Annotated in this window: 13 protein-coding genes and 1 pseudogene; 3 read left to right on the top strand and 11 right to left on the bottom strand. The window is 38.0% G+C overall.

Annotation, left to right across the window (positions count from 1 at the left end; all coding sequences use genetic code 11):
* Positions 1–2 precede the first annotated feature (2 nt).
* The 7 genes from RMB13_RS09395 to RMB13_RS09365 all read right to left on the bottom strand — a co-directional run bounded on the left by RMB13_RS09395 (position 3) and on the right by RMB13_RS09365 (position 7,818).
* Positions 3–389 carry a hypothetical protein gene (locus tag RMB13_RS09395; protein WP_004642957.1) on the bottom strand — a complete coding sequence of 129 codons (387 nt, stop codon included), beginning with the start codon at positions 387–389 and terminating at the stop codon, positions 3–5.
* Between the two features lie 47 nt (positions 390–436).
* Positions 437–1,300, bottom strand: coding sequence for an alpha/beta hydrolase (locus tag RMB13_RS09390; protein WP_311085104.1), 864 nt, complete (start codon positions 1,298–1,300; stop codon positions 437–439).
* Positions 1,301–1,324: 24 nt separating this feature from the next.
* On the bottom strand, positions 1,325–2,338 hold the full coding sequence (locus RMB13_RS09385) for an alpha/beta hydrolase (protein WP_311085103.1): 1,014 nt from the start codon (positions 2,336–2,338) through the stop codon (positions 1,325–1,327).
* A 275-nt stretch (positions 2,339–2,613) separates the two neighbouring features.
* Complete coding sequence (locus tag RMB13_RS09380) at positions 2,614–4,218, bottom strand: GMC family oxidoreductase (protein ID WP_311085101.1); 1,605 nt, start codon at positions 4,216–4,218, stop codon at positions 2,614–2,616.
* Between the two features lie 80 nt (positions 4,219–4,298).
* Positions 4,299–5,759: an AMP-binding protein gene (locus RMB13_RS09375; protein ID WP_311085100.1), complete on the bottom strand. Its 1,461-nt coding sequence runs from the start codon at positions 5,757–5,759 to the stop codon at positions 4,299–4,301.
* A gap of 38 nt (positions 5,760–5,797) precedes the next feature.
* Positions 5,798–6,715 (bottom strand): alpha/beta fold hydrolase, encoded by a 918-nt coding sequence (locus RMB13_RS09370; RefSeq protein WP_311085099.1) that lies wholly within the window; start codon positions 6,713–6,715, stop codon positions 5,798–5,800.
* Complete coding sequence (locus RMB13_RS09365) at positions 6,712–7,818, bottom strand: enoyl-CoA hydratase/isomerase family protein (protein WP_311085098.1); 1,107 nt, start codon at positions 7,816–7,818, stop codon at positions 6,712–6,714. The genes RMB13_RS09370 and RMB13_RS09365 overlap by 4 nt, the downstream gene beginning before the upstream one ends.
* A 148-nt stretch (positions 7,819–7,966) precedes the next feature.
* Here RMB13_RS09365 and RMB13_RS09360 point away from each other — a divergent pair, with 148 nt between their 5' ends.
* Positions 7,967–8,665 (top strand): TetR/AcrR family transcriptional regulator, encoded by a 699-nt coding sequence (locus RMB13_RS09360; RefSeq protein ID WP_013197756.1) that lies wholly within the window; start codon positions 7,967–7,969, stop codon positions 8,663–8,665.
* Between the two features lie 54 nt (positions 8,666–8,719).
* Here the strand turns inward: RMB13_RS09360 and RMB13_RS09355 are convergent, their stop codons facing one another.
* The gene (locus tag RMB13_RS09355; RefSeq protein ID WP_311085097.1) at positions 8,720–8,851 is read right to left on the bottom strand and encodes a hypothetical protein; all 132 of its coding nucleotides are present in this window, start codon (positions 8,849–8,851) and stop codon (positions 8,720–8,722) included.
* Between the two features lie 429 nt (positions 8,852–9,280).
* Between RMB13_RS09355 and RMB13_RS09350 the strand changes: the two genes are divergently transcribed.
* Positions 9,281–10,084, top strand: a complete 804-nt coding sequence (locus RMB13_RS09350) for an oxidoreductase (RefSeq protein WP_311085096.1) — start codon at positions 9,281–9,283, stop codon at positions 10,082–10,084.
* 55 nt (positions 10,085–10,139) lie between these two features.
* Complete coding sequence (locus RMB13_RS09345) at positions 10,140–11,144, top strand: NADP-dependent oxidoreductase (RefSeq protein ID WP_311085095.1); 1,005 nt, start codon at positions 10,140–10,142, stop codon at positions 11,142–11,144.
* An 84-nt stretch (positions 11,145–11,228) separates the two neighbouring features.
* Here RMB13_RS09345 and RMB13_RS09340 read toward each other — a convergent pair.
* The 3 genes and pseudogenes from RMB13_RS09340 to RMB13_RS09330 form a co-directional block, all read right to left on the bottom strand.
* Positions 11,229–11,330, bottom strand: a pseudogene (locus RMB13_RS09340) (NAD(P)-dependent oxidoreductase); the annotation flags it as partial.
* Positions 11,331–11,462: 132 nt separating this feature from the next.
* Complete coding sequence (locus RMB13_RS09335) at positions 11,463–11,672, bottom strand: hypothetical protein (protein WP_035357968.1); 210 nt, start codon at positions 11,670–11,672, stop codon at positions 11,463–11,465.
* A gap of 227 nt (positions 11,673–11,899) precedes the next feature.
* Positions 11,900–12,454 (bottom strand): TetR/AcrR family transcriptional regulator, encoded by a 555-nt coding sequence (locus tag RMB13_RS09330; protein WP_045431631.1) that lies wholly within the window; start codon positions 12,452–12,454, stop codon positions 11,900–11,902.
* Positions 12,455–12,630 lie beyond the last annotated feature (176 nt).

The following is a 12,630-nucleotide window of genomic DNA, read 5'->3' as shown; positions in this document are numbered from 1 at the left end:
TCTCACACAGTTAAAGAGGGTTTTGAATGGGGTTGAATAAAGTCCACTAAACTTTGAAACCACATCACATCCACAAAATTTCCGGTAATGACAAGGTCTTGTGTTTTAAGTGCAGTTAAAAAAGTGTTTACACTGTCTTTCGCTGACAACACGGCGAAGCCCTTGCTACCCGTTTTAAACGTAAAGGTAAAACTTGGTGACTTGGTTAGCCCTGAATAAGAGTTAATCTTGCCGTTTTTTACTTCGAAATAGCGGCCTTCACCACTTGCTGTTTGAATCTGAAAGATGACATTTTTATCTTTCACATAAGCTGCGCATTTCGGGTTCTTTTTTACAGCACGCTGCATGAGCTTGGTCAGCATCCACAGCAATAATTTAAATTTCATCATTTTTATCTTCTTGATTCATCAAACTGAATGGACCGAACTCATGGACATTATTCATCTAAAAACTGGATTGCATGTTTTACGAAGCGTTCAGGGTACTGAAATTGGGCACCATGTCCTGCATCGGGATAAATAAATAGCTGAGCATTTGGAATGTTAAGTGCCATGTGATATGCATTGATGGTCGGAATCATCACATCATCGACACCATTTAAAATGAAAGTAGGTTGTTTAATCTCACGTAAATGCGCAAAAGGATCTTGTTCATCAAGTTTAGGTAAAAAATGCATATTGGCTTCTATCTGTGCCTGCATGACTTCAACTGAGCTTGCTGGATCTTGGTTTTTACGCTCATGGCGGCGTTGCCAAAATTTATGACCCGCCTGAATAGCAGCTTCAGATCGGCCGAAAAATAAAAAGAGGAAGTTTTCTTCAGAAGGCACAGCAGTTGTTGCATGCTTCAATACCAAAGCAGCGACTTCTGGATCATCTCCACGTGGTTTGCCACCTCTTGGTCCTGTACCTAAAAGCATTAGTTTTCTGACGAGTTCAGGGTGGCGGCGTACTAAATCTTGTGCCTGAAACCCGCCCAGTGAAAAGCCTAATAGGTCAACCTGCTTTAAGCCTAATGCACGAATGACTGCTGCCGCGTCGTCTGCCATATCTTCAATGCGAGTACGGGGCTGGCCAGTAGATGAAGCAATGCCGCGACCGTTAAACAAAATGACTTCACGCCCTTGCGCTAAACCATCAGTAATCAGCGGATCCCAATTGTCTAAACCACCTCGGAAATGCTGAAGAAAAAATAGCGGTGGTTGTTCTGTATTTGTATTACCCCATCGACGATAGGCAAAATTTGCTCCATCTACTTCAATGAATTGGGTCTCAGCTGTTTGGTGTGTAATTGTTGTCATGGTCATAGTCCTAAATTTAAGTTCTTATTTAGCTAAGAATGTAAGTGATTGTTTTACAAAATCTTCATTAAACTGAAATATTCCCCCATGACCTGCATCTGGATAGATAACAAGTGAGCTATTTGGTAATCGCTTTGCTAAATCATAAGTATTTACTGTTGGCACCATTCGGTCATGATCACCGTTGGCAACAAGAACAGGTTGTTGAATCACAGAAAGGTCAGCAGGTTTTTTACTTCCCCATTTTTTTAATGCTTTGAGCTGGGCACGATAGGCAGAAATGGTAATTTCTTTATCACGGTTTTCAGTACGTTCATTAATACGTTGAATAAAGGCTTTTGCAGAAGCTTTACCATTTTCTGTACGAGTGAAGAAAAGATAAACCTTAGGGTCTTGACCAGTCACCATTCCACGAACTAAATCCCAATTAGAAACTCGCCCGACTGTGCTAATTCCAGTACCACCCGCAGGGCCAGTTCCCGATAAAATCATTTTTCGAACCAAATTCGGCTGTTTTAGCACAATCTCTTGTGAAATCATGCCACCCATCGAGAAGCCGAATAAATCAACCTGCTTAAAGCCTTTTGCTTGAATGAAAGTAATCGCATCATCTGCCATTTGTTCAATTGACTTTGCTGGTTCACCAGTCGAAGCACCGACGCCGCGATTATCAAACACAACAACATGATGTTTTGCCGCAATTCCATCAATAATTCGTGGGTCCCAGTTATCTAGTACAGCAGCTAAATGGTTTAAGAAAATGACAGGTGTTCCACCATTTTGTTGACCATATTCTCGGTAAGCGAAGTTAACGCCACCTGCACTAATAAATTGAGTTGGGACATTTGTCCAATTTGTATTGAGTTGGGGATTTTGACCGGCTTGCTGATTGATAACACTGTTTTTTGACACTTCATTTGCCTGAGTTAAGGGGGTGCTAAAAGAGAGTGATTCCACAGTCTCGGCCTGAGTTAAGGGAGCACTAAAAATAGATATCGCCGTCAAACTCATAGCAACTGTATTTAATAAAAAATTCATTTCTCTGATCCTCAAATTTAATTCATTGATCTGATTCATCTGTTTTTATGAGTGATCTTTCAAAGAGAGAAAAGATAAAAACAGAGTAGGTATCGATTTAATATTAACTATATATTGATAAATTACCTTTGTCACTATCTTTTTAGTACCAACTATTATTTGGTTGAATTTCTTGTAAAAATTAAATGAAATAAAAAAGGACTGCTTCGTGTTGATACACAAAACAGCCCTTAAAATTACTGATCAACAGTTCAAGACTTAAAGGTTGGATATCTCTAGGGTTCTATTACTTTAGACATTGCATATTCAGCTAAAGCAGTAATTGTTAAAGCTGGATTTACCCCAGGATTTGCTGGCATTGCTGATCCGTCACAAACCAATAAGTTTTTATATCCAAATATTTGTAAATTAAGATCAATCACACCGTGAGCAGCATCTTTTCCAATGACAGCCCCACCTAAAACATGTGCTGTCGTCGGGATATCAGCTATTGCTTCTAAAATATTACTCTGCGCAACACCACCTGTATAATCAGCTACCCACTGTGCAGCCTGATTTGCAATATCAATGTATGTTGGATTTGGCTTATCACTATTCTGCTTAGTGATTAATTTATATCCAGAACCAAACCAACGCTTTTTAGGTAAAAATTGGATTGAGTTATCTAAAGATTGCATGACCAACAACGTAATCATGTGCTGACTCCACCCAATAGGTGACACTGTTTTCAGCCATTGTGCTGGATGCCGCACAATTTGCCACAACCATTTGAGTGGGCGTGTTAATCTATTTCCGTTACCCACTAAAACGGTATACATCAAACTCATAAAGTCCGCATGTCGCCCATAGGTCAAAAACTCAATATGTGTGTTTTGATCAATATGTACACTGCTACTTGCAGTAACGTCATTCCACGTTTTTAGATCTTTGGGCAATCTTACATTAAGCACAGATTCACTATTGGTACGCACCAATTGTCCCAATTTATTGCTGATATTCGGTAGTGAACCATTCAATTTACAATTGGCTAATAATTCATTAGTTCCCAGTGCGCCTCCTGCAAACACGACACCTTTAGTCGTAAACGTAATTTTTTTAGTAAAGAACAGCCCTTTTGTTTGAACTGTAACGCGATAGCCATCACTTCCATCTGATGCATTTAAAGGTTTAATATCAGTGACTTGATGTTCTGGAAAAATTTGAACACCTTTCTTTTCAGCAAACCATAAATAATTTTTACTTAATGAGTTTACTGCTCCGACTCGACAACCAACCATACATGCTCCACAGCGAATACATCCTGTACGCTCTGGACCTTCCCCTCCAAAATAAGGATCAGGCACTTTTTTATCTGGCTCCCCAAAAAAAATACCTGTCGGTGCACGCTTAAATCCATCACTACAACCAAAATGAGCTGCCATTTCTTTTGCAATATTTTGATTTGTGGAATCAAATTTAATTGTCTCTACGCCCAGCATATATTCGGCTTTATCATAAAATGGCGTTAAAACCTGTTGCCAATCACCACTAAGATGATTCCACTGAGGATTTTTGAAGAACTCTGGTCTAGCCCGATAGAGAACTCCACCGTAAACTGTACTACCGCCACCAACAGCAGATTGACTAGGAAAAAAAACATGGCGAAAAATCTTCATTCGCATGATTCCTTTCCATCCAATTGAAGGTACCCATAAAAATTTACTGAGTTGCCAAGTCGATTTAGGCAAGTCCTCATCTTTATAACGTTTTCCACGCTCTAATACGGCAACTCGATAGCCTTTTTCAGCTAAGCGTAAGGCAGATACGCTACCACCAAAACCAGAACCTATAACCACCCAGTCGTAATCAAATAATGGGCTGTCAGAAGAAGTGTTTCGCATAATAATTCCTCACTCTAGCTTGTTATCTTTTAGACAACCCATTTTTTAGGTGCATGACGATATTTAGTAATTTCGACATTTTATGCTCCCTGAACTTGATATAGCCCACGAAGCTTAGGTTTATCAATTTTACCAACTGCATTTTTGGGAAGAGTCGGAAGAACAATCACTTTTTCTGGTTGCTTATAACGAGTCAAATGCTGCTTACAATACTGATTTATTTGATCAATTGAACATTCGGCATTAGGCTTAAGGGATATAAACGCCCAAACTACTTCACCCCATTTTTCATCAGAAACACCAATCACAGCCGCTTCAAAAACTTCGGATACCTCAAGCAATGTATCTTCAATTTCTTTTGGATAAATATTTTCGCCCCCGCGAATAATCATTTCTTTTAATCGCCCAACAATTGAAAGATATCCCTCATCGTCAATTCGACCTATATCACCTGTGTGTAGCCAACCATTTACAACCGTTTTGGCTGTTTCTTCTGGTTTATTCAGATAACCCCGCATAACGTTTTTACCTTGAATCAACACTTCCCCGATTTCACCTACAGGTAAATGTCTTCCATTAAAATCAGCTATAGCTATTTTTTGACCGGGTAATGGCAACCCTACCGTTCCAGCTTTTCTGATACCATTCACTGGATTTAATGTAGAGCCACACGTACCTTCTGATAAGCCATATGCTTCTACTATTGGAAAACCATATCTCTTTTCAAAATTAATAAGTAAATCAGCTGAAGCTGGTGCTGCTCCACAAACGCCATAACGTAAACTAGATACGTCTGGCACAACCTCTTTAGGTAATGCATATAACATTGCGTAAATAGTGGGCACAGCTGAAAAATAAGTCGGTTGCAAATGCTCTATATCAGAAAAGAAAGTTTCTATATCAAATCTTTGACGTATCGTTACACGGCCACCAGAAGCAAGAGGAACAAGAATACTCACAACAATTCCATTGACGTGGAATAAAGGTAAAATCAAAAGGCAGTGATCTTTTTCTGATATTTGTAATCCCTCACGCCCCATTTCTGTCATAGCCACAATATTTGAATGATCTAACATGACTCCTTTTGGTAAACCCGTTGTACCACTTGTATATATTAATAAAGCCAATGCCTCAGGATTAACAACTGGGGCATGTTGAAACTCATCACCATGCTTGAGCATAGTCACAGCTATTGAAGAGACATTATTATCAATTTTCTCACCTGTTAAATTGATGAATAGTTTTGCTCCTGAATCCTTTAACTGATGATTTGCTTCTTTGTGCGTAAGCATAGGATTAATTGGAGTTATAGCAGCTCCTAAATACCATGCGGCGAACATGGCAACAACAAATTCAACTTGATTTGGTAGCATAAGTGCGACGACGTCACCCTCACAAATACCTTGGCTATTCATTGTGCCAGCTGCTCGAAGAACAGCTTTATGAAACTCATAATTAGTTAAAGAAATGTTCGAGTCAGAAATGCAGTGAGCATTTGGGGCTTCCTCTGCCCTTAATTTAGAAAGCATAGTAAATTGCATAGTAGTTCCTTTACAAATCTAGATGAAATCACAGCAAGTTAATTGAAATTTTGCTTAAGGAATTGAGTTTGATCGTTAACCAATTGCTCAAAAGCCTCACCTGTATAAAAATCAAAATGCCCAGCTTCATAACGCTTAATAACACCACGTGGAGCATCTTTAACTAGTTTTAAAGTCTGACCTGCTGGTGTAACCGTATCGGTATCACTAACACAAAATAGTATTGGGCTTTGGATTTTAGAGGCGACTAATCCAGGTCGATATCTTAGAATTTCTGGAATAATTCTTGCGGTTAAGTGGTTTACGAATTCGACGCCTTCTGGCATTAATGCTAGATAGCCCTCTAACGCATCATGAGCGTTCATAAGAGCGGGCTGTCCCGGAGGAGCTGCAATTGGCACCATGACTGGCGGCAATCCAAATAGTTTTGCAAATAAATCTTTGGTTACTACTGGAATTACTTTTAAGGTATCTTTTAAACCTAGTGCAGACGCTGAAGCTAAACCATCTGTGAACGGACACTGTGCAATTGCGGCTTTAAGTTCTGGATGTCTGCTCGCAATAGTAATTGCATGCCCTCCACCGAAAGAACTTCCCCAAATTCCTACACGTTCACCATCAAGCGACGGATAGCTTTTTACAAATTTTAAAGCTGCTTCCCAATCATCTAATTGGCGATTTACAGACATGAGTTGACGAGGTTCACCACCACTGTCGCCAAGATATCGATAGGTAAAGGCTAAAGCAGCAATACCCGCTTGGGCGAAACGTTCTGCGAAAGCATCTAATCTCATTTCTCGGATTGCACCGATACCATGCCCAAGCACAACTACAGGAGGTTTGGTTACCCCTTTAGGTAAAAATAGCCATGCAGAACAATAAGTTTCACCTGAATCAAAACGAATATCTTCTTTAACAACCTGATACTTAGAAGCATTTACTTGATTTTTATTCATTTTTTATTTCCTTCAGACGCTAATGGAAGTGAGCCACTCTTTAAAGTTTCTTGAAATACTTCAGCATCATAGAAAGGTAATTTTTTACGTTGATCGGTTTGCTCTAAATAGCCTTTCATGAGCTTTTGTGCTGTCTCTGTTGGGGATATATGAATAAATTCAGTTCGCTCTCTATGCAGACCTTCTTCTAATGTTTCCGACCCACCAAAATATGCCGCACGCTTAATTGCAGCGCGTGCTGTTTTAGGACGTTTACTCAAATAAATTGCTCGCTCTAAAGCTTTATCGATCAACTGATCTTTAGGCACGACTTCATCTACATAGCCAATTTCTAACGCAACTTTTGGAGATACAGGTTTTCCTTCAAGCATCATCATTAACGCTCGATGAGTTCCCACTAATCTCGTTAATCGCTGAGTCCCACCACCTCCTGGATTAATACCCAGTAAGACTTCAGGTTGGCCAATCACATAATTGCCATCAGCCATAATTCTGATGTCACAGGCTTGTGCAAACTCGCTACCCAAACCCAGAGCAGAGCCATTTAATGCTGCGATAAAAATCACACCACTTCTATTCATTCGTAAAAAAGTTTCATGCAATTTATCTAATTGCATACCACCATCTAAAGGGGTAAGTTCCGCTAACTGCTCTAAGCCTGGAACTCCTCGAATACTTTTAGATGTACGTGCAACTAAAGAAGAAGTTTTTAGCCCTAGCTTTGGAATACTAGCTCCACCTTCTTGCAACCAACGGACATCAGCATGGGCAATAAAATAATCTGGATGATCCCCAGTAAAAATTACTGCCTCAACAGAGGTATGCTTTTTTTCAAGGTCATCTAATAGTTCAGATAACTCTTCAGCCATATCTAGTCCCATTAACTGATAAGGACCACCATCTAAGTGAGCAATGAGCACATTGTCATGAGTTTCCAATTTAATGTGCTTTCTCTGTATTTCACTATTAATCATTTCAGAACCCTTCTTTATTTGACTAACATTAGCCTTGCTATTACTTGTATTTAACGACTGAGAATAATGACTACAGGCCGCTAAACTTATTGCTACTGCTGACAAAACAGCACATTTAAGTATCTTCATGATGCAATCCTAGTCACCACATTTTATGTCTCTAAGCTCGATATCTCGCTGGAAGAATCCGTTCAGCTTTGCTTAACTTTTATTTAAAAAATATGAAATTAGTAGCTACTAAGCATTAACAATAACATTGTTATGGTTTAATATAACAATGTTATTTTTATTGCGCAATAACTTTGTTATGGAAAAAAAAAGTCCTCGTACACGTTTATTAGAAGCAGCAATGCGAATAATCGAAAACCAAGGTCCTTCTCAAATTAAAGCGAGAACTGTTGCTTTAGAAGCAGGTCAGTCCACTATGGGTGTTTATACTCACTTTGGCGGGGTGCCTGAGCTGCTGCAAGCCATAGCTGACGAAGGATTTACCCAACAAGCTCGTTTATTTAAAAGTATAGAAAATACAGACGAGCCAATGACAAACATGTGTTTAATGGCTTTAGAATGCCGAAATTTTGCTATGGCTAATCCGCATCTTTATGATTTGATGTTTGGCTTGTCTATTCAGGGACGATACACACCACTTCGGAGAAGTGAAGCTTCAGCCAATGAAAGTACAGAAGCATTTAAAAATTCTTATTCATACTTACGTCAAGAATGTGTCAATCTGATAGAAGCAAAATATATTCGAGACATTGACCCTGATGTGATGGCGGCACAGTTATGGAGTGCACTGCATGGATTTATTATGTTAGAGCTTGGGCAACACTTTACTAGTTGCCCTAATCCAACCACCGAAATTCTAATTCCAATGTGTATTAATCTAATAGTTGGATTAGGCGCAGAAGCACAAATAGCAGAAAATGCGGCAAATAAAGCTCTAACTATCTGGAATTCAAAGAATATCGTATAAAGCTAGCTATATAAAATGATGTCAACCGAGGCATCATTTTATACAATATTGAAGTTATTCTAAAAACTGAATTACCTTTCCCACAAAGTCAGAATGATATTGAAAAATACTTCCATGACCCGCGTCTGGGTAAATAATTAATAAAACTAAACCACGCGTTTCAAATTCAATCGCATCATCAGCCATTGCTTGAACAGTAGTTAGGGTTTTTTCTTGTGAACCACCAACACCCCGATTGTCAAAGATGATGCCCCACTTTTCTTTAGCAATCCCATCAATGGCTCTAGGATCCCAATCATCAATTACAGCACTAAAATGATTTAGCAGAATAATTGGTGTGCCTTCTTTTTCCCAAATTCACGATAAGTAAATAAAGTTCCATCGACATTGAGCTTTAAGGTTGGTGAATAATTTGCAGAGCTTTTATTTTTTGTATGCAATTTCTTTCTCCATTAATTTTGAAATTGGTTTGAAAATCGTATGAGCCAATAAAAACTAGAAATAAATTCGATAAAAGTCACTATCATTTTAGTAGTAACTATTTTGTTTTTAGATTATGATGAAAATATCAAGGTGAAACTGAATAGCGAACACCTTCAAATTGGAAAAAATGGTATGACTGGTAAAGTAGTTCTAATTACAGGCGCATCTTCTGGTATTGGTTTAGCAACAGCAAACCTTTTACATGAGGCTGGATTTATTGTTTATGGCACAAGCCGACAAGCAAAAGATTCATCAAAATACAAATTCCATCTTATTGAGTTAGACGTAAATCAAGACAATTCAGTTGCACAAGCCGTTGAGAAAGTAATAGCAACTGAAGGAAAAATTGATGTCTTAATTAATAATGCTGGGTTTGCAATAGCGCCTGCTGGTGCCGAAGAAAGCTCAATGCAACAAGCACAGGCTATTTTTGATACCAATTTTTTTGGTGCGGTTCGAATGACTCGTGCAGTGATACCACATATGCGCCAGAAAAAATCAGGATTGATCTTAAATATCAGTTCAATTCTTGGGCTTTTACCTCTGCCTTTTGGCGCACTATATGCTGCTTCAAAACATGCACTTGAAGGTTACTCTGAATCTTTAGATCACGAATTAAGATCTCAAGGTATTCGTGTATCACTTATTGAACCTGCTTACACCAATACGTCTTTGGGAGTAAACTTACTCGAAGCAGACAATAAAATTTCTTTTTACGATCAAACGCGTGAAAAGCTACATAAACAAATGATTAATTCAATTAATAAGTCAGATGACCCGAGTGTGGTTGCTAATACAATTTTAACCGTCATTCAAAGCCAACAGGTCGTAGCACGCTACACAGCAGGAAAAACTGCAAAAAGCTTAAAAGCGTTAAGACGATTTGCACCTGCAAAGATCTTTGACAAATTAATTCACCGCAGCTTGAAAGTTTAGAACAAACCCAAGCCTATAAAACTTTAAAAATAATTTCGAGAAATAGAGGTTTCAAATGAAAGCAGCCTACATTAGCCGTTATGGCAACATTGATGACGTACAGCTCAATGAACAATCTCAACCACCACTGACAGCAGACGCTGTGCTTGTTAAAGTTCATGCTGCAAGTATTAACCCTCTCGACTTAAAAGTTTTAGAGGGTGAACTTAAAGCAATTCTGCCACTGAAGTTTCCTTTCATATTAGGCAATGATTTTGCAGGTACAGTCGTAGAAGTTGGATCGAACGTTACTCAGTTTAAAGCCGGAGATGAAGTCTATGCCAAGACAGATTTAAATGGCGCTTTTGCTGAATACACTGTGGTTCAACAGTCTTCACTTGCACTTAAACCTCAAAATCTTTCTATGGAGCAGGCGGCCTCTTTACCTTTAGTTACATTAACAGCATGGCAAGCTCTGGTTGAAATGGCAAAAGTTCAGCCAGGACAAAAAGTACTGATTCATGCAGGTTCAGGTGGTGTTGGCTCAATCGCAATTCAACTTGCCAAATCGTTAGGGGCTATTGTTGCAACTACAACAAGTGGTAAAAACGCTCGTTGGGTTAGAGAGTTGGGTGCCGACATCATTGTTGACTATAAAACGACAGATTTTGAGCAAGAACTTAAAGACTATGACGTGGTTTTAGATACGCAAGGTGGAAAAGCCTTAGAGAAATCAGTCAATGTACTTAAACGTGGTGGGCGACTTATCAGTCTTGCAGGTCCACCCGATCAAGCTACTACAGAAGCATTTAATCTGAACCGTTTTCTAAAATGTGTTATCCCGCTTCTAAGCTGGTCAATCCGACATAAAGCAAAAAAACGTGGCGTTACCTATTCATTTCTATTTATGCAGCCAAATGGACAGCAGCTCTCAAAAATTTCCGAATTGGTCGAAGCTGGAAAAATTAAACCCGTAGTTGACCAAATCTATGACTTTATTCAAATTAAAGAAGCGCTCCAATATGTAAATACTGGACGAGCAAAAGGGAAAGTCGTTTTAAATAATATTGCTGAACTTTGAGCATTTATTTAAATAAAAAACACTACGAATGGTCAAATCATTAAAGATCTTAATTACTCGACCATTCGTAGTAGCTTTATAAAATCAAAGAGGTAAATGATTCATCCTCTCTAACTCACGAATTAATCCAGAATGATCAAGCTCGCCGTCTCCAGCTCCCACCATATTTTGAAATAATTGATTGACCAATAAGGATATTCCTTAAATAAAAAATCATGATATTTATAGGATGCTTTCTGCTACAAGAAATAGGCTTAAATACGTATAAAAAAACCTCAATGAGATATTGAGGTTTTTTATACATTTGCGATAGTTTTATCAGTTTTGCTGATCTTTTTGCCGCTGTATATCTTTCTGATCTTTCACGTTTTGTTGTCGTTGTTGATTTGGTATATGGTGTTGGTATTGGTGGTTTTGTTGCTGTTGTTGATCCTGTTGGTTTTGCTCGAATTGTTGATCTTGCTGTTTATTTTGGCGATCTTGATCAATCTCTTGTTGCCGGTGTTGATCATTTTTTTGATTAGCCATATTAATTGTCCATTCTTTAATATGATTCATTTTTACATTTACATACTTATCATTATAAGGCTACCTACTTCATGTGACATTTCCTTTCATTGTAAATTTTATGATTGAAGATAAAAATATATGACTAATAAAGATGCAGTTATTTGAATTTTCTAAAAATAGAAATTACATTGACTACTTGATAAAACAAATTTTATTTTAGATTCATAGATTAAAATGCTTTTCTCTCACCCCAACCCCAACAAAAAATACTCAAGCAACCTCTCCCGTTCATCTGGTTTACTCGGGTCTAAAAGCTGAACCATCGCGCCATCAATCACAAACAAAAACATGTGCGCATCTTGTTTTGAAGCATTTACATTGGTTGTTAAAAGCAGATTATAAATTTCCTTGATCAACCAGTTTCGATAGTCAATTACGACCTGATATGCCTTTGGATGTGTTTTCGCAATTTCAAAAATAGCTTTAAACGGCAAATGATATAGCCCTTCTAAATCGGCATGTAAAAAGTATATTTTCCTAAGTTTTTCAACTAGCGTTAAGTCTTTTTGAACATAAATAATTGAAAGTAATTCTTCTTTTAAACCATCTTTTTGAAAGGTCAGACTCATTTCGATAAGACGTTCTTTTGAGTGAAAATAATTATAAAACGTGGCTTTCGGGATTTTTGCTGCTTCAATAATTCGGTCTACCCCGACATTGTGAAAGCCATGTTTATTAAAAAGATATCTTGCAGAATGAAGCACGCTTAAAGCACGAAATGGAAGATCTGAATGTGGCATAGTTTTACCGTTATAAAATAAATTTTTGTTGTATATAAATGAGATATAAAAAGCCTTGACCCTTTTAAGGGTAAAAAAAGGCATAGCAAAGCCATAAAGACTGTGCTTGGCACATCTCAAGTTTTATTGTTGCTAAGTTTTTAAACGAAATGATTTAAAGTTCGACAAGCTTAAAG

It is taken from the genome of Acinetobacter sp. V102_4, from assembly GCF_031799005.1.
GTDB lineage: Bacteria > Pseudomonadota > Gammaproteobacteria > Pseudomonadales > Moraxellaceae > Acinetobacter > Acinetobacter calcoaceticus.
This window is presented reverse-complemented; position numbering and strand designations above follow the sequence as displayed.